Source organism: Streptomyces sp. NPDC085481 (assembly GCF_044541845.1).
GTDB lineage: Bacteria > Actinomycetota > Actinomycetes > Streptomycetales > Streptomycetaceae > Streptomyces.
Genome location: NZ_JBITTJ010000004.1, coordinates 171,807 through 192,759 on the forward strand (window position 1 = coordinate 171,807; position 20,953 = coordinate 192,759).

General features: G+C 73.3%; 21 protein-coding genes. 10 read left to right on the forward strand and 11 right to left on the reverse strand.

Going from position 1 to position 20,953, the window contains the following annotated elements:
- Window positions 1–7: 7 nt before the first annotated feature.
- The 7 genes from ACIGEZ_RS11680 to ACIGEZ_RS11710 form a co-directional block, all read right to left on the reverse strand.
- Window positions 8–1,153, reverse strand: a complete 1,146-nt coding sequence (locus ACIGEZ_RS11680) for a glycosyltransferase (RefSeq protein WP_399829637.1) — start codon at window positions 1,151–1,153, stop codon at window positions 8–10.
- 8 nt (window positions 1,154–1,161) lie between these two features.
- Window positions 1,162–1,944 carry a polysaccharide deacetylase family protein gene (locus ACIGEZ_RS11685; RefSeq protein WP_399829061.1) on the reverse strand — a complete coding sequence of 261 codons (783 nt, stop codon included), beginning with the start codon at window positions 1,942–1,944 and terminating at the stop codon, window positions 1,162–1,164.
- The gene (murJ, locus tag ACIGEZ_RS11690; protein ID WP_399829640.1) at window positions 1,859–3,586 is read right to left on the reverse strand and encodes a murein biosynthesis integral membrane protein MurJ; all 1,728 of its coding nucleotides are present in this window, start codon (window positions 3,584–3,586) and stop codon (window positions 1,859–1,861) included. The genes ACIGEZ_RS11685 and murJ overlap by 86 nt, the downstream gene beginning before the upstream one ends.
- 904 nt (window positions 3,587–4,490) lie before the next feature.
- Window positions 4,491–5,801, reverse strand: a complete 1,311-nt coding sequence (locus ACIGEZ_RS11695; protein ID WP_399829063.1) for an O-antigen ligase family protein — start codon at window positions 5,799–5,801, stop codon at window positions 4,491–4,493.
- Window positions 5,802–5,803: 2 nt separating this feature from the next.
- Window positions 5,804–7,246, reverse strand: a complete 1,443-nt coding sequence (locus tag ACIGEZ_RS11700; RefSeq protein WP_399829065.1) for a sugar transferase — start codon at window positions 7,244–7,246, stop codon at window positions 5,804–5,806.
- Window positions 7,243–8,379, reverse strand: a complete 1,137-nt coding sequence (locus ACIGEZ_RS11705; protein WP_399829068.1) for a glycosyltransferase — start codon at window positions 8,377–8,379, stop codon at window positions 7,243–7,245. Before ACIGEZ_RS11705 ends, ACIGEZ_RS11700 begins: the two co-directional genes overlap by 4 nt.
- A 40-nt stretch (window positions 8,380–8,419) precedes the next feature.
- Window positions 8,420–9,508, reverse strand: a complete 1,089-nt coding sequence (locus ACIGEZ_RS11710; RefSeq protein WP_399829071.1) for a DUF3344 domain-containing protein — start codon at window positions 9,506–9,508, stop codon at window positions 8,420–8,422.
- A 379-nt stretch (window positions 9,509–9,887) separates the two neighbouring features.
- Here ACIGEZ_RS11710 and ACIGEZ_RS11715 point away from each other — a divergent pair, with 379 nt between their 5' ends.
- The 6 genes from ACIGEZ_RS11715 (at window position 9,888) to ACIGEZ_RS11740 (ending at window position 13,866) form a co-directional block, all read left to right on the forward strand.
- Window positions 9,888–10,127 carry a chaplin gene (locus ACIGEZ_RS11715; RefSeq protein ID WP_399829074.1) on the forward strand — a complete coding sequence of 80 codons (240 nt, stop codon included), beginning with the start codon at window positions 9,888–9,890 and terminating at the stop codon, window positions 10,125–10,127.
- Between the two features lie 269 nt (window positions 10,128–10,396).
- Window positions 10,397–11,008, forward strand: coding sequence for a hypothetical protein (locus ACIGEZ_RS11720; protein WP_399829076.1), 612 nt, complete (start codon window positions 10,397–10,399; stop codon window positions 11,006–11,008).
- A 256-nt stretch (window positions 11,009–11,264) separates the two neighbouring features.
- Window positions 11,265–11,525 (forward strand): hypothetical protein, encoded by a 261-nt coding sequence (locus tag ACIGEZ_RS11725; protein ID WP_399829078.1) that lies wholly within the window; start codon window positions 11,265–11,267, stop codon window positions 11,523–11,525.
- A 246-nt stretch (window positions 11,526–11,771) separates the two neighbouring features.
- Window positions 11,772–12,659: an LPXTG cell wall anchor domain-containing protein gene (locus tag ACIGEZ_RS11730; RefSeq protein WP_399829081.1), complete on the forward strand. Its 888-nt coding sequence runs from the start codon at window positions 11,772–11,774 to the stop codon at window positions 12,657–12,659.
- A 130-nt stretch (window positions 12,660–12,789) separates the two neighbouring features.
- The gene (locus ACIGEZ_RS11735) at window positions 12,790–13,290 is read left to right on the forward strand and encodes a hypothetical protein (protein ID WP_399829084.1); all 501 of its coding nucleotides are present in this window, start codon (window positions 12,790–12,792) and stop codon (window positions 13,288–13,290) included.
- 306 nt (window positions 13,291–13,596) lie between these two features.
- Window positions 13,597–13,866, forward strand: coding sequence for a chaplin (locus ACIGEZ_RS11740; protein WP_399829085.1), 270 nt, complete (start codon window positions 13,597–13,599; stop codon window positions 13,864–13,866).
- Between the two features lie 101 nt (window positions 13,867–13,967).
- Here ACIGEZ_RS11740 and ACIGEZ_RS11745 read toward each other — a convergent pair whose 3' ends face one another.
- On the reverse strand, window positions 13,968–14,834 hold the full coding sequence (locus ACIGEZ_RS11745; protein WP_399829088.1) for a tyrosinase family protein: 867 nt from the start codon (window positions 14,832–14,834) through the stop codon (window positions 13,968–13,970).
- Window positions 14,818–15,207: a tyrosinase family oxidase copper chaperone gene (locus tag ACIGEZ_RS11750; RefSeq protein WP_399829090.1), complete on the reverse strand. Its 390-nt coding sequence runs from the start codon at window positions 15,205–15,207 to the stop codon at window positions 14,818–14,820. The genes ACIGEZ_RS11745 and ACIGEZ_RS11750 overlap by 17 nt, the downstream gene beginning before the upstream one ends.
- A 149-nt stretch (window positions 15,208–15,356) precedes the next feature.
- Here ACIGEZ_RS11750 and ACIGEZ_RS11755 point away from each other — a divergent pair, with 149 nt between their 5' ends.
- The 3 genes from ACIGEZ_RS11755 to ACIGEZ_RS11765 are packed head-to-tail and all read left to right on the forward strand — an operon-like array spanning window position 15,357 to window position 17,571.
- Entirely contained in the window at window positions 15,357–15,860 is a 504-nt protein-coding gene (locus ACIGEZ_RS11755; RefSeq protein WP_399829092.1) for a DUF5949 family protein, read from the forward strand.
- A gap of 18 nt (window positions 15,861–15,878) precedes the next feature.
- Complete coding sequence (locus tag ACIGEZ_RS11760) at window positions 15,879–16,535, forward strand: vitamin K epoxide reductase family protein (RefSeq protein ID WP_399829095.1); 657 nt, start codon at window positions 15,879–15,881, stop codon at window positions 16,533–16,535.
- 1 nt (window position 16,536) lies between these two features.
- A complete protein-coding gene (locus ACIGEZ_RS11765; RefSeq protein ID WP_399829098.1) occupies window positions 16,537–17,571 on the forward strand; it encodes a glycoside hydrolase family 26 protein in 1,035 nt (344 codons plus the stop codon).
- Here ACIGEZ_RS11765 and ACIGEZ_RS11770 read toward each other — a convergent pair.
- On the reverse strand, window positions 17,545–18,237 hold the full coding sequence (locus ACIGEZ_RS11770; RefSeq protein WP_399829101.1) for a hemolysin III family protein: 693 nt from the start codon (window positions 18,235–18,237) through the stop codon (window positions 17,545–17,547). The two genes, ACIGEZ_RS11765 and ACIGEZ_RS11770, sit on opposite strands and share 27 nt — an antisense overlap.
- Window positions 18,238–18,434: 197 nt before the next feature.
- On the opposite strand from ACIGEZ_RS11770, the gene ACIGEZ_RS11775 reads away from it, so the two are divergent.
- A complete protein-coding gene (locus tag ACIGEZ_RS11775; RefSeq protein WP_399829103.1) occupies window positions 18,435–20,258 on the forward strand; it encodes a phosphoenolpyruvate carboxykinase (GTP) in 1,824 nt (607 codons plus the stop codon).
- A 286-nt stretch (window positions 20,259–20,544) separates the two neighbouring features.
- Here ACIGEZ_RS11775 and ACIGEZ_RS11780 read toward each other — a convergent pair whose 3' ends face one another.
- Entirely contained in the window at window positions 20,545–20,943 is a 399-nt protein-coding gene (locus ACIGEZ_RS11780; RefSeq protein WP_399829105.1) for a hypothetical protein, read from the reverse strand.
- Between the last annotated feature and the right edge of the window lie 10 nt (window positions 20,944–20,953).

Genomic DNA, 20,953 nt, shown 5'->3' on the forward strand with positions numbered 1-20,953 from the left:
GCGGCTCTCACTTCGCGGGAAGGACGGGAACGGGTGTGCCGTGGACGGCCTGGTCGTAGAGGGACAACAACTTCCGGGCGCTGTGCGCGATGTCGTAGCGGCGGGCGGCCTCGGGCGGCGGCAGCCGTTCGGTGCGGGACCCGCGGGCCTCGAGCAGAGCGCCGATCAGCTCGGGCACCGACCCGCCGATCCGGCGCGCCCCGGGCGCCGCGCCCGGCGGCAGGTCGTCGATCGCGGGGCAGGCCACGTACAGCGCCGGAAGCCCGGCCGCCAGCGCCTCGACGACCGCGAGCCCGAAGGTCTCGTCGGGGGAGGTGGACACGAACACGTCCATCGCCGCCAGCAGCCCCGGCAGATCGGGCCGCCCGCCCGGCGGATGCGCCGGCGGATCCGCGAACGCGCCCGCGAGCAGCACCCGGTCGGCGGCTCCGCACTCCGCGGCGACCCGCAGCAGCTCCGCACGCCGGTCGCCCTCGCCGACGAGCAGCAGCCGCGCCTCGGGGACCGAGGCCACCGCCCGTACGAGCCGGTCGAAGCGCTTCCCGGCCGCGAGCCGCCCCACCCCGCCGACCACGAACGCGTCGGCCGGCAGCCCGAGGGCCGCCCGGGTCATGCCGCGGGCCCGCGGGTCGTAGGCGAAGCGATCCGTCTCGATGCCGTTGGGCACCATCCGGATACGGGACGGGGCCACCCCCCAGGCCGCGAGCCGGCGGGCCACGCTCGGCGAGACCGCGACCGTGGAGGTGCCGAGCCGCTCGGAAGCCAGATACAGCGCCCGGGTCCCGGCGGACAGCGGCCGGCCCTCGATCTGCCGGTCGCCGAGCGAGTGCTCGGTCGCGATGACGGAACGCACCCCGGCGAGCCGGGCGGCCGCCCTGCCGTACACGCACGCCCGGTAGAGGTGGGTGTGGACGAGGTCGTAGCCGCCCTGCCGGATGACGCGGGTCAGCCGGGGCAGCGCGCCCAGGTCGCGGTTGCCGGTCATGCCCAGGTGGGTGACGGGCGTGCCGTCCGCCTCGATGCCTTCGGCGACCGCGCCGGGGTTGGTCAGCGTCACCACCCGGCTCTGTACGGGCAGATGGCGCAGGAGCAGCCGCAGCTGCTGCTCGGCGCCGCCGATGCCGAGGCCGGTGATCACGTGCAGGACCTTCAGGCCGGCCGTCATGACAGGACCTTCCGGGCCGGACCGCCCTGCGCGGGGATCAGATCGGCGGGGTGGCGGCGGCGCAGCGGGTGCAGGACGCGCTTCGCGGTCAGCCGCCAGGGAGTGTCGTCCTCGCCGATGTGGACGCGGGGCAGCGCGTACGCGCCGGTCAGCGGGCCCGGGTCGATGGCGCAGGCGTAGCCGTAGCCGGCCTTGCGGACGGCTCGTACGACCCTCGCGTCGACCTTGCCGTACGGGTAGCAGAAGCCGTCCACGGGGCCGCCGGTGATCTCCTCGATCAGCTCGCGGCTCTGCCGGGTCTCCGCGGTCAGGGTGGCGTCGTCGGTCTCGTCGAGGCACACGTGGTGCAGGCCGTGCGAGCCGATCTCCATGCCGGCGGCCGCGGCCCGCCGGAGGCCGTCCTCGTCGAGCAGCGGCTTGCGCGGGCCCCGCTCGTCCCAGGCGTTGTCGCCGCCGAGCCGGCCCGGCAGCACGAACACGGTCGCCGTGAAACCGTGCCGGCGCAGCAGGGGCACGGCCGATTCGAGGAAGTCGGCGTAGCCGTCGTCGAAGGTCAGCCCGACCAGGCCGCGGGCCCTGCCCTCGGCGGCCGCCGCGAGCAACTCCCGTACGGACACCCCGCGCAGCCCGCGATCGCCCAGCCAGTGCAGCTGTCGTGCGAAGCGCACGGGGGAGACGGTCACCCGGTACGGATCATCGGGGGCGTCCGCGACCGAGTGGTACATCGCCACCCACAGGGGTGGCTTCGGCAGCAGTCGACGCAGCACGGCGGCGGGCATGGGGGGTCCTTCGGAAGGCGGATCGGGGCAGGGGCGGGATCTCGGGCGCCTTGGCGGCGCACGCGACGAAGAGCAGGAAGACGCCGGCGACGACCAGGGCGGCGACGGCGAGGGAGAGCACGGGCGTGCCGATCGCGAGGGAGCAGAGCCAGCCGGCGCCGGTGGCCCAGGCGCCGGCGGTGGCGAGCCGCAGCAGGCCCTCGCCGAGCCGGCGGACGTCGATCGGCACGGACTGGCGGTGCGCGCCGAGCAGCAGCATCACGGCGCTGACGGTGATGCCGAGCGCGTTGGCGCCCGCGATGCCGGTGGCGCCCCACAGGTGGGCGCCGGCCACTCCGGCGAGGCCGGTCGCGGCGAGCCCGGCGGCCATGGCGGCGGCCGGGTACCACAGGGGGCGGGCGGCGGAGAAGTAGCAGCGGACCAGGGCGCCGACCATGGTCTGGCCGAGCAGCCCGAGCGCGTACACCCGCATGACGGCGGCGGTCGCGGCCGTGTCGTCGGCGTCGAACGCGCCGCGCTGGAAGAGGAGCTGCACGATCTGCGGGGCGGCGGCGATGACGGTCGCCGCGCCGATCAGGACGACGACGGCGGCGAGCAGCAGGTCCCGCTCCACGCGGCGGCGGGCCGCCTGCGTGTCGCCGGCGGCGAGGGCGCGGGCGACGACGGGGAAGCTGACCGTGCACAGCATCAGGGAGAGGATCATCGGCATCTGCGCGACCTTCTGCGCGTAGTTCAGATGCGAGATGGCGCCGGAGGGGAGCGGTGAGGCGAGGAAGCGCTCGATGAGGATCTGGGACTGGCGGGTGAGCGCGAAGACGATGACCGGCGCGATCATCCCGAGCACGAGCAGCCGCCCGTCGCCCGCCGGCGGCGCGGCCGCCGCTTCCTTCGGGACCGGTCGGGACCGCAACTCCCGCAGCAGCGACGGAGCTTGTACGAGCACCATGAGCACGCCGCCGACGGCGACACCGGCCGCGGCGGCCCGTACGCCGAAGGGCTCGCGCAGGACCAGGATCGTGCCGATGATGCCGACGTTGTACGCCACGTAGATCGCGGCCGGCGGCAGGAACGAGCCGTGCGCGCGCAGGGCGGCCGAGCAGTAGCCGGCGAGCGCGAAGGACAGCACGCAGGTCGCCGTGAGGCGGGTGCAGTCGACGGCGAGCCGCGGGTCCGGCAGACCGGGGGCGAGCGCGGACACCAGCAGCGGCGCGATCGCGACGAGCAGCGCGGCGACGGCGGCGACGGTGAGCACGAGCCGGGGCAGCGTCGCGCGGACGAGGGCACGGACCGGGTCACCGAACACCATCCCGGCCCGGCGGGCCAGCGCCCGCGAGAAGGCCGGTACCAGGATCAGCGCCATCGCGTCCTCGATGAGCAGCGTCGAGGCGAACTCCGGCACCGTCCACGCCACCAGGAACGCGTCGGTCTCGGCACCCGCCCCGAAATACCGCGCCAGAATCTGGTCCCGTACGAGCCCGAGCACGGCCCCGACGGCCGTGAGCCCCGCGGTGACCACGGCGGCCCGGAACAGGAACCGCCCGGACGGCGACCAGCTCGCCTTGCGCCGGGCATGCCGGGCGCGGGGGTGGGGGGCGGCGGAGGCGGGCGGGGCGACCGGGGCCGGGGCTCCGCTCCCGAGCACGGCGACGCGCTGCGACTCGACCGGCCGGGCGCCCCCGGCGAGCGGCCGCCCGCCGAGCAGCGGCGGCCGCCCGCCCCCGCTGTGCGCTCCCGCGTCCCGCGCGGGCCGCCGTACGGTCCTCGCCCCGGCCAACGGCCGCCCCCCATAACCCGCCGGGCCCGCCGGCTCCGCCGCCCGCTGCCGTGCGGCCGCCGCGCCGGCCAGCGCCCGCGCCACCCGCGCGCGCCTGCTCGCCGCAGCGGAACCGCCCTGCGACAGCCCGCAGAGCGCGTCCGCGGCCGGGACGGCCGCCCAGGGATCGACGGCGTCGACGCCACCCCAGGCATCCACGACGCCCCCCTCCTCCTCGGCCTCGGTCACCGGCTCCTGCGGCAACCCGCAGAGCACGTCCATCGGTGCGACGAGCGCCCACGGATCCACGACCACGGCCCGCCCCGGCTCGACGGCCGGCCCCGGCTCCGCCCCGGCCGGCCGGTCCCGGGGCAGCCCGCAGAGCACGTCGAGGGGGGCGACGAGCGCCCAGGGATCACCCCCCGCGCCGGTGGCCGCGGGCACGGCGGGGGAGGGCGGGGGCCCTTCGGTGGCCTCCGGGGCGATGCCCGGCACGTCGTCCACCGGGGGCACCGCCCCCCGCGGATCCGGGCCGGCCGCCGCGGCGCCGGCCGCGGGCACGGCGCGGCCCCGCCCGCCGCTCTCGGCGGCGGACGGGGGCGCGGGTGGGGTGTGCGCGGGGCGGCCGGGGGCCGGCGGCGGCGCGACCGGTGCACCCCGGCCTTCGGCCGGCAGGCCGCCACGGTCCGCCGGGACCGCCCGGCCCGGCCGCGTCGCGGGCCCGACCGCCGGGCCGGGCGGTCCTGCCGCCTCCCCCGCCCCGTCCGTCGGCGGCGGCGGGCCCGACCACGGGTCACGCACGGCGGACCTCCGCCAGCGACCACCAGGCCGCCAGGCCGAGGACGACGGACATCAGGACCGTCGAGGGGCCGCCGATGTCCGCGTAGAAGAAGTCGATGAGCTGCCAGGAGAGGAGACCGATGGCGACCAGGGCGCAGTCCGCTCCCAGGCGGCGCCGGCGCAGCGACGCGACGAGGAGCGCGGTCCAGCTGCCCGCGAGGGCGATCAGGCCGATCAGCCCCTGCTCGCTGAGGACCAGGAGGTACATGTTGTGCGGGGACAGCAGCGGCTGGCGCTGGAACGCGGCGCCGGCGCCCGCCGTGTCGCTGCCGGAGGACAGCGCCAGGGACGCGTGGGAGTCGCGGTACGCGGGGAAGCCCTTCAGGCCCACGCCCGTCAGCGGCTCACTGCGCCACATCCGGCCCGCCGCCGCCCACATCGTGTAACGGTCCGTCACCGACTGGTCCGGCGCCGCCGCGACCTGGGTGATGCTGGTGGCCCGCTCCTTGACCATCTCCGAGCCGATGCCGAAGCCGCCGACCAGGACCACCGCGAGCGCGCCCACGGTGAGCGCCACCCGCCCGGCCCGCCGCAGCCCCGACAGCACGAGCTGGAGCCCGCACGCGAGCACGGTCGCGATCCACGCGCCCCGGCTGAACGACAGCACCAGCGGGACGAAGAGCAGCCCCGCGCAGGCCAGCGCCGCCGTCCGGGTACGGCCCGCCGTACCGCCGAGGGCGAGGCCGGTGACGATGACCAGGCCGTACGAGACGACCGTCGCCATCCCCATCACATCGGTCGGCCCGAACGTGCCGACGGCCCTGATGTCCTCGCCCATGTACGAGGCGCCGGTCCCCGTCAGGTACTGCACCACCCCCACCGCGCCCTGCAGCAGCGCGAGGCCGACCAGCGCCCACGCCACCACCGCGAAGTCGCGCCGGTCACGGATCATCACCAGGACCGCCGCCGGGACGAGCACGAAGATCTGGAGGTAGCGGGCGACGCCCGGCAGGCTCGCGCCCGGGTCGTTCGAGGTGATCGCGGCCACGCAGATGCCGAGCACCGGCAGGCCGAGCACGACCGCCGCGCCCCGGGTCAGCGGCCGCGCCCCGCTCCGTACGAGCCGCAGCACGCAGATCACCACGAGCAGACCCGATGCCGCGTCGGCGATCGTTCCCGACCCGCCGGTCCCGCCCTGCGCGCCCCCGCCGCCCGGCACGAGGAGCAGCGCGATCACGGCGAGCACCGGGGACAGCGCCCCGGCGCGCCGCGCCCACTCCCGTACCTCCGGGCCGGTCTCCGGCATTGTCACGGCCGTGGCCATCGTCAGCTCCCCGTCGGTCGGACGAGCCCGGCCGCCGTGCGCAGCAGAATGCACACGTCCTGCCAGAGCGACCAGTGGTCGATGTAGTGGTTGTCGAAGCGGCAGCGGTCCTCGATCGAGGTGTCGCCGCGCAGGCCGTGCACCTGGGCGAGCCCGGTCAGCCCCACCGGCATCCGGTGCCGGGCCGCGTAGCCCGCGTGGACCCGGCTGAACTGGGCGACGAAGTACGGCCGTTCGGGCCGCGGACCGACCAGGCTCATGTCCCCGCGCAGGACGTTCCACAGCTGCGGCAGCTCGTCGAGCGAGCTCTTGCGCAGGAAGTGTCCGGCCGCGCTCATCCGGTGGTCGTCGGCGACGCTCCACCGGGTCGCCGACTCCGTCTCGTCGGCCGGCCGCAGCGTACGGAACTTGAGCAGCGTGAAGAGCCGCCCGTTCTGACCCACCCGCTCCTGCCGGAACAGCACCCCGGGCCCGTCCGCGAGCCGTACCGCCAGCGCGCACACCAGCAGCACCGGCAGCGCCAGGGCGAGCGCGGGCGCGGCGAGCGCCACGTCCAGGACCCGCTTCGCGGTGAGCCCGCGCCGCTCGCCGATCGGCACCAGGCGGTGGCAGCCGTAGCCCCACAGGTGGTCGCCCATCGGCCCGGACGGCGGCTCGCCGCCCAATCGCCAGGTCGTGCAGCCGTAGTGCTGGAACAGCGTCACCAGGCCGTCGTCCTCGGTGAGGAAGACGGCGTCGCGGACGGTGTTCTGGATGACGGCCCGGTGGATCTCCTCGGAGCTGGTGAGCAGGGGGAGCCCCCGCTCGCTGTCCGGCCGCGTGCCGACCGTCCCGACGATCCCGACGGGCCGGATGCCGTACTCCGGGTGCTGCCCGAGCGCCGCCGCGAACCGCCGCGCCGCACCCGGCACGCCGACCACGAGCGCCGACCGCGGATGCGCCCGCGCCACCCGCCGCCTGCGCGCGTGCACCAGACCGCGCACCACGACCACGGCCGTGACATGCGTCCCGTACGCGCCGCACAGCCGCAGCGGCCCGATCGGGTGCCCCGGGGCGAATCCGGCGACCGCGGCGGCCGTCACGCACCAGGCGACCCCGGCACGGGCGACCAGCGCGGGCACCTCGTCCAGGACACCGGTGAGCACGGCCGGCGGCCGGTACAGACCGGCACGGCCGTCCAGGGCCAGGACGACGCCGGCCACGAGCAGCGACAGCTCCCAGCGCCGGTGCGCCGCGGACAGCACGCACACGGCGAGCAGTACGGCCACGGCGTCGGCCGCGAGCAGCGGCACAGCGGCGAACCGCATCCGCGCCGGGCGCCGCGGCGGCAGCGCGAGCCGGTCGGAGGCGCCGCGCGGCGACGCGAGGGAGGCGAGGCCCGGAATCGAGCCCGCCGTGGGCCAGGGGCCCGGCGAGGGAGGGACGCTGGTGCTTTCCGTTGTCACTGCGCAATCGGCTCTCTGTGCTCCGTGCACCGCACTCCGGCCACTTCGCGGTAGAGCTCCGCGACGGCCGCGCCGGTGCGCCGCACATCGAATCTGCTGAGTACGTGCTCGCGGGCCTCCCGGCCCAGGGTTCGCCGCGGCTCGGGTCCGCCCAGCAGACGGCCGAGCGCGGCGGCGAGCGCGCCGGGGTCATCGGGCGGGACCAGGCACAGCGCCTCGTGACCGGGCGGCAGGCTCTCGCGCGCTCCGTCCACGTCGGCGACCAGGACCGGCCGTCCGCTCGCCATGGCCTCCAGGGGCGCGAGTGCCATGCCCTCCCAGCGGGAGGGAAGGACGACGACGTCGGCCGCCCGGTACCAGGGCGCGGTGTCCGCCACGGCGCCGGTGAACCGCACCGAGTCCGGGGCGCCGGCCCGCAGCCGCTCCCCGTCCGGCCCGTCCCCGACGAGGACGAGCCGCGCGTCCGGCACCGCGGCGAGCACGGCGGGCCAGGCGGCGAGCAGCAGGTCCTGCCCCTTCTGCCGGCAGAGCCGCCCGACACAGACGACGAGGGGCCCGCCGGAGCGTCCGCCGGCCGCCGGGTCGGGCTCCGACCCCGGGCCCGCCTCCGCCTCCGCGGGCGCGAAGCGCTCCGCGTCCACGCCGTTGTGGATGACCGACCAGCGCGCCCGCACGCCGGCCGTCTCGCCGGTGCGCCGCTCGGCCTCGCTGACGCACACGACGCGGGCCGCCCAGCGGGCCGCCCAGCGCTCCCAGCGCAGGGCGAGCGCGGCGGTCGTTCCCTCGACCGCCTCGAAGGACCAGGCATGCGGCTGATACACCGTCGGAATCCGTCCACGCAGGGCGAGTCGGGCGCAGAGCCCGGCCTTGGCGCTGTGCGCGTGGACGAGGGCGGGGCGCGCGCCACGGATCAGCCGGGCGAGCTCCCGGGTCTCCCGTACCAGCCGCGGGCCGGGATTCCGGCCGGCCCGCCAGTCGTACGGGGTGACGCCCTCGGCCCGTACCGCCGCGGCGAGTTCGGTGCCGGGCGGGCAGGCCACGGCGACCCGCAGCCCGCTGCCGAGCTGGGCGCGGACCAGGTCGGTGACGACCCGGGCGACCCCGCCGTCGCCGGGCTGGACCACATGCAGCACGTCGACGGACCCGGGGTCCGGTTCTCGTGAGGGGTGCACGTCAGCGCCGGGCGTCCGCCCGCTTGACGTCCGCCTGGAGGAAGAGCGCGCCGAGCCAGACGGCGTCCTTCCGGCTCCCGAGGCGGATGTGGAAACGATCGGCCCCATTGCGCAGCGCCCCCCGCAGATCGAAGACGTCGGAGTCGTACCCCAGGGTGTTCTGATGAGCGGGCAGTCGTTCCATCCGACTTGTTCCCGAGTCCGTGATGCTGGAGTTCATCACGTCGTCCGCGGAATTCGCGGAATCGGAGAGCTCGCTCCGCGTGACGCTCTTCGCAGCCCCGGTTTCCACCGCGAGGTAATCCCCGGAAGTCCCCCGGTCGCCGTCATAGGCGATCAGTCCGAGCCGGCCGTCCGCGTCCTGGGGAATGCGGTCGGTGCCGAGCGCGAGCGGGATCGACAGCTCGCCGCTCTTCGGGCCGAGAGTTTCGAAACCGTCCCACACGGCGAGCCGGCGCAGCGGTTCGTCGGCCTTCTCGTACGCGGCGACCAGCGTCCAGCCACCCCATCCGCCCACCGCCGAGCGGCCCATCGCGACGTTCACCTGGGCGACGGTCCACATCCCGGGCTGCGCCGAACGGACCAGCGCGGTGACGTCGGCGGAGGCCTGGAACGCGTCGGCGCCGTCCGCGGTGCGGTGGCCGGTCGTGGTGTCGGCGAGCAGCGCCTTGTACCGGCCGCCGGGCTCGGCGATCAGCACCCGCCCGTTGTCCTTGGCCGGCTTCTGCTCTCCGGCGAGCAGGTTTCCGCCCCAGTACAGGCGGGCCCAGCTGACCTTGGCCCCGGCGGGGACGCGCAGCTCGGCCTGGCTGGAGTTGTACGTGTTGGGGTCGCTGTCGACGTCGACGTACCGGATCGCGGTGCCGTCGTTGACCGTCTCGGCGCCCGTGGTGCCCTTGGCCGCGGCGTTGGCGGCCCGGACGATCCCGCCGTGCTGGACGGCCTCGTACCGGGGCGCGAAGGGGAGTCGGGCGGCTTCCCCGGGCTGCGGGGTGACGGCGGAGGCGGCCGGGAGCGCGGCGGAGAGGGCCGCGCACGAGACGGCGCACACCACGCCCCGGCGTACAGCATGAACTGCTGAATTCCGCATACAGGTTCTCCGCTTTGATGAGAGAAGGAAGGGAAGACCCGTGTAGACCGGGAGAGAGGAGGGTGTCGTCCGCGCGAAATGTATGAACGCGCGACTGGGCCGGAAGCAACGTTCGGGAACGTTATAACCCCCACGGCGGGCGATAGTAAGCATTAGATGCTCACAAACGCTAACTTCCGTATCCGATCGGCAGGTTCCTCGTTGGGCGTGTTGCCCCTTTCCAGGTCCGGTCACTCGAATGACCCTCCTATGGCCCAAAGATCGGTTGAACGTCACCCGTTCGGGAGAGCAACCGATGAATGCGCGGGGCGTTGTTGAAGGAGCCGGGCAAAACCGCCCGCGCCGTCCGAGCTGTATTTCGATCGAGGAGTGCCTCACCATGTCCCGTATCGCGAAGGCTGTCGCCCTGTCCGTCGGTGCCGCCGCCACTGTCGCCGGTGCCGCCGGTGTCGCCGCCGCCGACTCCGTCGCCGAGGGTGCGGCCGTGAAGTCCCCGGGCGTCCTGTCCGGCAACGTCGTCCAGGTTCCGGTCCACATCCCGATCAACCTCTGCGGCAACACCGTCTCCGTCATCGGCGCCCTGAACCCGACCTTCGGCAACAACTGCGCCAACTTCTGATCTCGCACGCCGGATCGTGGTCCTTCCGAGGCCGGCGCGCCGCCCCGCTCAGGGGTCGGCGCGCCGGCCTCTCGCCGTCTGCTGACTCGTATGGACGCACCCCCGCGCGCCGCCCGGTGCAACGGCGTACGCCTGGGGGAGGAGCAGGTCAGAGACGTGGATTCACTCGAACGGAGACGTGGCGCTCAGTAGTTCTGCCGTTGCGGAGCGCTATACCCGCAGGCACGGTGAAGGGGATGTTGTCCGGCGCATAAGGAAAAGGAACAAATATGCGTCCCCTCGCCCCACGCCGTCTCACCGCCCTGGCGATAGCCGCCACCTTCTCCCTCGGCGCGGCGGGAACCGCCTTCGCCGACGAACACCATCCGTCCCGCCACGAGACGATCCGGGTCGCCGAGACCCCGGTCGCGCCGCCGGCCGCTCCGGCGGCCAAGGCGGCACCGGCCGATGTCGTCGACGACGCCCTGGCGGCCATCCAGAAGGTGGTCGCCGACCTGCTCGCCGCCGTGAACACCGGCGGGGTCGCCGGTCTCGTCCCGGGGGTCACCGCGACCCTGACCTCGCTGGTCAACTCCGTCACGTCCACCGTGCTCGGCACGGTGCCGGCCCTGACCGGGCTGCTGCCCGCTCTGCCGGCCATCCCGGAGCTCCCCGTCCAGTTGCCCCAGCTGCCCCAGCTGCCCGTCGAGCTGCCGGCCGCCGAGCTCCCGCCGGCGGAGCTGCCGGCCGAGCTCCCCGTCGAGCTCCCGGCCGAACTGCCCGCGGAGCTCCCGGCCGAGCTCCCGGCGGAACTGCCGGCCGAGCTGCCCGCGGAGCTGCCCGCCAAGGCGCCGGTCTCCGCCGGTGTCCTGCCGGCCACGGCATCGCTGCCGACCCGCTAGCCGGGGCGACCGCACCCGAGCCGCGCCCCTCCGGGACTCCCGGACGGGCGCGGCTCCGTGCATTCCATCCTCCGATACGACCGGTCCTCATCAATCGGGTGCAGTGTCGAGAAAACCCTCCTCCCGGAGTTTCCGGGGAGCGCACCTCTCGTTACAGAAGGCAGAACGACGTACGGGAATCAGTCAAGAAGCCTGTACGGCAAGCGACTTGCTTGTGTAACGGACACGTGTACGCACAGAAGGAAGGACCCTCTTCATGAAGCCCACCAAGGTTGCCGCGGTCATCGCCGGATCTGTGATGGCCCTGGGTGTCGCCGCGCCCGCGATGGCCGCCGAGATGCCCACCAGCCTGGACGGTGGCCTCGGATCGCTGACCAGCCAGGGGCTGAAGTCCGAAGCGCTCAGCAGCACCACGGACGGCTCGCCCGTCCAGACCGTCACGGACACCGCGGGCCAGCTGAACCAGGCCGGCAAGGGTGCGAGCGGACTGCTCGGCGGCCTCCCGATCGGCGGCTGACGCACGTTCAGAACCCTTCGCAGCGCCCGGCCCTGGCGGACCTTCCCCGCCAGGGCACTTTGCTGTCCTCAGAACACGGCCGATTGAATGATTTTCGGATTGTCTGCCGTGTTGACCCGGTGGTCTCCGTCGTGTCGCTCCTTACGCTCCAGCCAGCCCCACGCACTCGGACGGCGTGGAAGGTGGGCCGGTCGGAGCGAGGGGGGATCCTCGCCGGTCTCTCCCTTTTCACTGAGGAAGAGCGGTATGCGATCGATCATCAGCAGGAAAATGCTCACCACCGCGGCGGCGACCGGCATTCTGTCGCTGACCGGCGGTTTCGCCCTCGCGGCGAACTCCGCTGACAGCGCGGGGGATTCACCCGGGCGCGACACCGTCAACCGCGTACAGGCCCCGCTGTCGGCCGACGTCTGCGGCGACCACGCCCACCTCGGCGAGGCCCTCGCGGCTGCCGTCGGCGACCTCTGCGCCCAGGCGGTCCACTCCGCCGGCGAGGACGGGGGGTACGGGGACGAGCCCGACGGTTACGGGGACGACGAAACCCCGCCGACGGACCACCCGACTCCACCGACGGACCACCCGACTCCGCCGACGGACCACCCGACTCCGCCGACCGATCACCCGACTCCGCCGACCGATCACCCGACTCCGCCGACGGACCACCCGACTCCGCCGACGGACCACCCGACTCCGCCGACGGACCACCCGACTCCGCCGACGGACCACCCGACTCCGCCGACCGATCACCCGACTCCGCCGACGGACCACCCGACTCCGCCGACCGATCACCCGACTCCGCCGACCGATCACCCGACTCCGCCGACGGACCACCCCACCCCGCCGACGGACCACCCGACTCCGCCCACCGATCACCCCACCCCGCCCACCGATCACCCCACCCCGCCCACCGATCACCCCACCCCGCCCACCGACCACCCCACTCCTCCCGGTGGCTGTGACGAGGGTGAGCACGGGTACGGGTGTCAGGGGCCCGGTGGCGAGCACCCGCACCTGCCCGACACGGGTGGTGACTCGGCGGCTCTCATGGGTGCGGCCGCCATCAGTGCCGCGCTGCTCGTCGGTGGTGGCGTGATGTATCTGCGGGGCGGACGGCTCGTCCGCGGACGGCACTGAACCACCGTGCTGACGTAAGGTGCTGACGCCACGTCAACGAGGGCCCTCGCCGGTCACCGGTGAGGGCCTTCTCCGTTGCTGCACTCAGGGGAATTCCGTCACGTCCTCACCCGGAACTCGTTTGCAGGACATGAATCTGCGATCTCACGCCGGCCTGGGTCTCCTGGCCACCGCCCTCGCGTCCGCGGCCCTGGCGACCCCCGCCGTCGCCGACGCCCCCGTGGTCGTCCCGCTCCAGGGCCTCGAGCCGGTGCTCCCGATGGACGCCCCCTCGATCGCCACCGGCGTCCCCACGCCCGTGCCCGGTGCGCCCACCGGTTTCCACCAGGGGGTGGGCGGCCTGCCCGACCTCACGCTTCCCCGGATCCCGGTCGCGAGCGACCTGCCGCGCACGGTCGTCGAGGCGCCGCTGCCCGAGGTCCTGGAGGGCAGCGAGCCCGGCACGGCCCAGCTGAACTCCCCGTACTCGCCGGTCAAGGCGGCCACCCCGGGCGCCGTCGTGGGCACCCCGGTCGCCACCCCGAGCGGCGACGGTCTCGGGCTGCCGGAGGTCAAGGCGCCCCAGGTCGGTCTGCTCGCTCCCGTGCTGACCGGGACGCTCGACTCCCAGCTGGGCCTGGCGCAGCCGTAGGACCGACGGCGTCCGTTTGTACGACCATTGGCCAGGCGGGTGAAGACACGATTCTTCCCGGCACCCGAGGGGTCGGTGCTCGTTACAACAGAAGGCTTGTCGCATGGCCGCGGCCCGCAGATCCCCGGCTCGCTCCGTCGTATCCGACGGCGGGCGGACGGACGGTCTGCGGGCCATCTCTTCCGACTCTTCCGATTCTCCGTCCACGTTCGGCGCAAAGGCCGTGACCCGGCCTTGATTTCGGCGTTGAAGGAAGCACGCGACCGTGATTCTCGCGGTCGCTTTTCCACGTTCAAGGAGTTCTTGATGTCTCGCATCGCGAAGGCTGCCGCTGTTCTCGCCGGCACGGGTGCCGTTGCTCTCAGCGGCGCCGGCCTGGCCGTCGCCGACTCGGGCGCCGAGGCCGTCGCCGCCCACTCGCCCGGTGTCGCCTCGGGCAACGTCGTGCAGGTCCCGATCCACGTGCCGATCAACCTCTGCGGCAACACCGTGACCGTCATCGGTCTGATCAACCCGGCCTTCGGCAACACCTGCGTGAACGTCGACCACCACGACGACGGCGGCTACGGCGGCTGAACCTCACCCGGCCGCGACCAGGCCGGTGTGTCAGGAGCACGAGACGAGGGTGTCCTCCCGGCCCGCGGGCCCGGGGGGACACCCTCGTCGTGCGTGACGCGTCAGGCGTAGCGGTAGGTCCCGCTGTGGTCGAGGAGTTCGGCCGGGGTGACGTTCCACGGGCCCATCCGCTCGTGCAGCGCCGCGACCCGCCGGTACTGCGGGTCGCCCAGCGGCGGCGGGTCCTTCGGCAGATAGCCCGCCCCCGGGTTGCGCTGCTGCCAGCGCGACCAGAGCAGGTCGACGTAGGCGTGGTGCAGCCAGAACACCGGGTCGTTGACCGAGGCCCCGCCGAGCATCAGCCCGCCCACCCAGCGGTGCACCCGGTTGTGCAGCCGGAAGCGGTCGTTGCCCTGGCCCGAGGCCCAGCCTTCCAGGCGGTTGCGGAAGCCGGAGCCGCTGGTGGAGTTCCAGGGCGCCGCGTCGTACGCCCGCTCCCGCATGACCTCGTCGACCTGCGCCGCCGTCGGCAGCGTGATCGGATCGCGCGGGCGGCCGAAGTCGCGGGTGAGGAAGCGCTCCTCCGTCATGTTGTGCTTCACGGTCCAGCGGCCGCCGGAGTACGCGAAGGGGCCGGTCGTCACCTGGAGGTCGCCGCGCCGCCCGTTTCCGCCCAGGAAGTCCTCGCCCCACAGCGCCGCGGCCGGGGTGTTGTCCCGGGTCCAGTCCCAGTACGGCACGGTCACCGAAGGGTCGATCCGGCGCAGCGCCCGCTCGAACTCCAGCAGGAACCTGCGGTGCCAGGGCAGGAAGCTCGGGCACATGTGGGCGACCCGCAGTTTGCCCTCGCCGTCGGCGACGTAGTAGTCGATGTGGGTGCGGACGAAATCGTCGTACTTCCCGGTCCGCTTGAGTTCGAGGACGGCGGACACGAACCGCTTCCGCTCGGCGCTCGTCAGGTCACGCTGGTTCTTACGCGTGTACACCACGCGGGCTCCCTCCCGGGTGGGTGCCGTGGGCGGCGGCGTAGCGGGAGAGCGGGGCGGCGCCCAGCTCGTCCACGGCCGCGCGGGTGGCCGCCAGCGGCGTCGGACAGGACTCGTAGTGGTCGATCGGGGTGACGTAGCCGCCGTCGGCGCAGCGCATCAGGTGGAGCGGCCGGCCGTCGACGAGGGCCACCGGCTCGCCGGACGGTCCCGAGCCGCCCCGGATGTGCCGGCCGCCGTACATCTCGTCGAAGGCGAGCGGGTCGCCGGGGGCCGGCTGCGCGGTGGTGGTGATCCGTGCCAGGGCGCCGCCGGTGAAGGCGGTGACGGCCAGCGCGAAGAGGGACCGCAGTGCGACGCGGCGCGGGACGATCATGAGTGATCTCCTGAGGTCGGCATATGCCCTATGGGCACAACGAGGAAAACCCCGCTTCGTTGCGCCGGAAGTGCCAGTGGAGCCAATGTCGGCCGAATGAGTGAATTCAGCGCGGGGTCACGGGTGTTCGTCCCCTAGCATCCGGATTCATGACCACTTCCAACGTCGCGTCCAAGGCGCACAGCGCCCATTCGATGGGGACCCTCACCGTCGTCTCGTGGACCCTGGGGCCCGCCGACGACATGCCCGCCACCCCGTTTCTGATGGTGTATTCGCTCGGGGACGGCCAGCACGGCCCGGAGGCCGGCGAGGCGGAGCTGCGGACGACCCTGGAGGGCATGGGGGTGCCGATCGGCGGCATCGTCGTCGACGCCGGCCAGGACCGCGGGATCGGCGCGCACCTGCTCGTCGAGGCGCAGCGGGCCGTGCTCACCCTGCCGTTCATGAACGCGCAGTGCCCGGTGCCGGTGGAGTGGCAGGCGGCGGCGTACGAGACCGGCCACGTCATCGTGAAGGTCCCGGTCGTCCCGTGGCCGGACGCGCAGCCGGGAGTGCCGGTCGAGGAGGATCGCCTCAAGGCGTTCATCACCGACGACGCCGTCGTGCGGAACTCGGGCCACATCGCGGTGCCGGTGAGCCGGATCCAGGGCTGAGCGGACAGGGGTGCGCTCATGGCGACGGTGAACGTACGCGGCGGGGCCGGGGTCCCCGGCCAGCGGCAGCAGGAGGAGGCCGAGGGCCAGGGCGGAGCGGGGATCGGCGCGAGCCGGGCCTTCGCCTGGATGCTCATGGTGACGGGCGCGGCGGGCGTGCTGGCCGGCTGGGTCATCACGATCGACAAGATCAGGCTGGCGGAGGACCCGGGCTTCCAGCCGGGGTGCAGTCTCAACCCGGTGGTCTCCTGCGGCAACATCATGAAGAGCGAGCAGGCGGCGGTGTTCGGCTTCCCGAACCCGATGCTGGGCATCGCCACGTACGCCGTCGTCGTCGCGGTGGGCGCCGGCATCCTGGCCGGTGCCCGCTACCGGGGCTGGTTCTGGCTCGGTCTCAACGCCGGGATGTTGTTCGGCGTGGGCTTCTGCACCTGGCTGATGTACGAGTCGCTGTACGAGATCAACTCGCTGTGCCTGTGGTGCTGTCTGGCCTGGTGCGCGACGATCACCATGTTCTGGTACGTCACCGCGCTCAACGTGAGGCACGGGGTGCTGCCGGCGCCGGCAGCCGTGAGGGGGTTCCTGGGCGAGTTCACCTTCGCCCTGCCGGTGCTGCACATCGGGATCATCGGGATGTTGATCCTGACCCGCTGGTGGGAGTTCTGGACCGGCTGACGTGCGCTTCCCCTCCTCCTGGCCGCGAGCCGCACTGACGGTGCTGCTCGCGGCCGCACTCGTGCTCCTGCTGCCGTACGAGCGGCTCGTGCCGGGCGATCGGCACGCCGGGGACCGGGCGGAGCCGCGGCGGCCGGGTCCGGTGCCGCGGCCCGGGGTTCCCTCGGGGTTCTTCACCGGCTCGGACGAGGCCGGGGTGCGGCGGATCGCCGAGGTGGAGCGGTGGCTGGGCGGCGAGCCGCTGACCGTCGGGCACACCTATCTGCCGGGCGACCGCTGGTCCAACATCGAGGGGCATCCCGCCCTGTTCGGGCCGTGGGCGCGGTGGAAGGAGGAGCGGCCGGGGCGGCTGTTCGTGCTGAACGTGCCGCTGCTCGACCGCAGCGAGGAGCGGCTCGGCGACGCGCAGGTGCGAGTGGGGCTGCGGCGCGGGGCGGCCGGTGCGTACGACGGGCACTTCCGGACCCTGGGCGCGCGCCTGGTGGAGCAGCGGCTCGCGGACGCGGTCCTCGTCCTCGGCTGGGAGATGAACGGCACGACGTACAGCCATCGCTGCGGTCCTGACCCGGAGAGCTGGAAGGCGTACTGGCGGCGGGTGGTGAGCGTGCTGCGGGAGGTGCCGGGGCAGCGCTTCCGCTTCGACTTCACGCCGAGCCGGGGGCTGGACGCCATCGCCTGGCCGCGCTGCTACCCGGGCGACGCGTACGTGGACGTCATCGGCATGGACGCCTACGACCAGCCCGCCGGGCTCTCCTTCGAGGAGCAGGTCAGCGAGGAGTACGGGCTCGAGCACCACGCCCGGTTCGCGGCGGCGCACGGCAAGCCGGTGTCGTTCCCGGAGTGGGGGCTGTTCCGCAACGGGGACAACCCGGCGTACGTCCGCGGGATGCTGGACTGGTTCGCGCGGCACCGGCCGGTGTACCAGACCTTCACCGACTACTGCCCCCACGGGGTGTGGGGGTGTGCGCAGAACCCGGCGTCCGGCGAGGTGGTCAGGGGCGCTCTCGGGTCAGGCGTGCTGGTACGCGACGAGTGATATGCCCACGTAGTGGACGATGAACGCGGCCAGCGTGAACGAGTGGAAGACCTCGTGGAAGCCGAACCAGCGCGGTGAGGGGTTCGGGCGCTTGATGCCGTAGACGACCCCGCCCGCGCTGTAGAGCAGCCCGCCGACGATCACCAGGACGAGGACGGCGATGCCGCCGGCCCGCATGAAGTCGGGCAGGAAGAAGACGGCGGCCCAGCCCATCGCGATGTAGCAGGGCGTGTACAGCCAGCGAGGGGCGCCGACCCAGAAGACCCGGAAGGCGATGCCGGCGGTGGCCGCCGCCCAGACCGCCCACATCAGCGGCCGCCCGGTGGAATCGGGCAGGAGCAGCAGGGTCAGCGGGGTGTAGGTGCCCGCGATGATCAGGAAGATGTTGGCGTGGTCGAGGCGCCGCAGCACCGCCTCGCCGCGCGGGCCCCAGTTGCCGCGGTGGTACAGGGCGCTGATGCCGAAGAGCAGGCAGGCGGTGAGGACGTAGATCCCGCAGGCGATCCGGGCCCGGGGCGAGTCCGACAGGGCGACCAGGACGAGGCCCGCGACGATCACCGCGGGAAACATCCCGGCGTGCAGCCAGCCCCTCAATCGCGGCTTGAGCGGGAGCGGCAGCGCCGGGCGCTGCTCCGTGGTGCCGAGGTCCGGCGTGGCTGCAGTCATGGCACCGAATGCTACCTACGCCCCCGTAGGTCCCCACGACGAGTGGCGATGCTCACGTGTGAGGACCTCTGGACATATGGGCGGTACCATCGGATGATCAAATGAGTGCGGTCGGCACCGGATGAGCGCCTACGACGCATCCGGGTCGCAGCCCCCAAGGGGCATACATCTAAAAAACCCCTCTACAAGGAGCAATCGTGGCGCGCGACAACGCGGCTCCCTCCACCGTCCCTACTCAGCACAAGGAACTGGTCTCGTGGGTCAACGAGATCGCTGAGATCACTCAGCCCGACAGCATCGTCTGGTGCGACGGGTCCGAGGCTGAATACGAGCGCCTGAGCGAGGAGCTCGTCGCCAAGGGGACCTTCAAGAAGCTCGACTCCACGCTGCGCCCGAACTCGTACTACGCGGCCTCCGACCCGACCGACGTCGCGCGCGTCGAGGACCGGACCTTCATCTGCTCCGAGAAGGAGGAGGACGCGGGCCCGACGAACCACTGGAAGGCCCCGGCGGAGATGAAGGAGATCTTCGCGGGCGAGAAGGGCATCTTCCGCGGCTCCATGAAGGGCCGCACCATGTACGTCGTGCCCTTCTGCATGGGCCCGGTCGGCTCCCCGCTCTCCGCCATCGGCGTCGAGATCACCGACTCCGCGTACGTCGCCGTCTCCATGCGCACCATGACCCGCATGGGACAGGCCGTCCTCGACGAGCTCGGCACCGACGGCTTCTTCGTGAAGGCCGTGCACACCCTCGGCGCCCCGCTCTCGGAGGGCGAGGAGGACGTACCGTGGCCGTGCAACTCCACCAAGTACATCTCCCACTTCCCCGAGACCCGTGAGATCTGGTCGTACGGCTCCGGCTACGGCGGCAACGCCCTGCTCGGCAAGAAGTGCTACGCCCTGCGCATCGCGTCCGTCATGGCCCGCGACGAGGGCTGGCTCGCCGAGCACATGCTCATCCTCAAGCTGACCCCGCCGCAGGGCGAGGCCAAGTACGTCGCCGCCGCCTTCCCGTCGGCCTGCGGCAAGACCAACCTCGCCATGCTGGAGCCCACGATCTCCGGCTGGACGGTCGAGACCATCGGCGACGACATCGCCTGGATGCGCTTCGGCGAGGACGGCCGCCTCTACGCGATCAACCCCGAGGCCGGCTTCTTCGGCGTCGCGCCCGGCACCGGCGAGCACACCAACGCCAACGCCATGAAGACCCTGTGGGGCAACGCCGTCTTCACCAACGTCGCGCTCACCGACGACGGCGACGTCTGGTGGGAGGGCATGACCGAGGAGGCCCCGGCCCACCTCACCGACTGGAAGGGCAACGACTGGACGCCGGAGTCCGAGACCCCGGCCGCCCACCCCAACGCCCGCTTCACCGTGCCCGCCTCGCAGTGCCCGATCATCGCGCCGGAGTGGGAGGACCCGAAGGGCGTGCCGATCTCGGCGATCCTCTTCGGCGGCCGCCGCGCCTCCGCCGTCCCGCTGGTCACCGAGTCCTTCGACTGGCAGCACGGCGTCTTCCTCGGTGCCAACGTGGCCTCCGAGAAGACCGCAGCCGCCGAGGGCAAGGTCGGCGAACTGCGCCGCGACCCCTTCGCCATGCTGCCGTTCTGCGGCTACAACATGGGCGACTACATGGCGCACTGGATCAAGATCGGGCAGGGTGCCGACCAGGCGAAGCTCCCGAAGATCTACTACGTCAACTGGTTCCGCAAGAACGACCAGGGCAAGTTCGTCTGGCCCGGCTTCGGCGAGAACAGCCGCGTCCTGAAGTGGATCGTCGAGCGCCTCAACGGTCAGGCCGAGGGCGTCGAGACCCCCATCGGCGTGCTGCCGACCAAGGAGTCCCTGGACCTCGACGGGCTCGAACTGCCCGAGGCCGACCTGGACTTCCTGCTCAACGTCGACAACGACGTCTGGCGCGAGGAGGCCGCCCTGGTCCCCGCGCACCTGGAGACCTTCGGCGAGCACACGCCGAAGGAGCTGTGGGACGAGTACCGCGCGCTGGTCGAGCGCCTGGGCTAGTCGCCGCAGCACTGTAAAGACTCGTGGTGGGTTGCCCCGAAATTCCGCCCTGACCAGTGGGGTCACGACGGCCCGCCACGACGCGACCGGCCCCCGGAGCCCCCTCACGGCTCCGGGGGCCGGTGCACTTCCGCGCACCGGTACGGAGCGCCGTCAGCGGCCCCGGCCCTCCGGACGGCGCGTGCGGGTCTGCTGAGGGCGCCGCGGGTGGGGCGGTGGGTGGCGCAGGTGAGGCGGTGGGTGGCGCCCGGTCCGCACGGTGTCGTGGCCGCGCGGACCGGGGCCGTCAGGGGGCGCCGGCGCCGGCCAGGGAATCCCCGGCGAGCGCCGCGGTGTGCGCGTCCATGCGCTCGGCGGCGAGGATCGCGGCGGCCGTGTCGGCCCGGGAGGCGGCGACGACCAGGGCGCGGCCCGCGAGGGCGTGGGCCCTGCGGTGCAGGTCGCTCGCGGCGGAGCCGCTCAGGCCCGCGTGCCGCGCCGGGGGCGCGCCGCGCAGCCTGGCCACCTGCCGGGCGATGAGCTCACCGGCCTCGGGGTCGCCGAGCTCGTCGGTGACGGCGAGCAGGGCGGCGAGGTGGCCGGCGAGCTGGATGTCCAGCTCTTCCTCGCGGGAGCGGTGCGGGAAGGCGTTCCGGTCGTCGTCGGCCATCCGGTGGACCGACTTGGTGCGGATCGGTTCGTACATGGGGACGGCC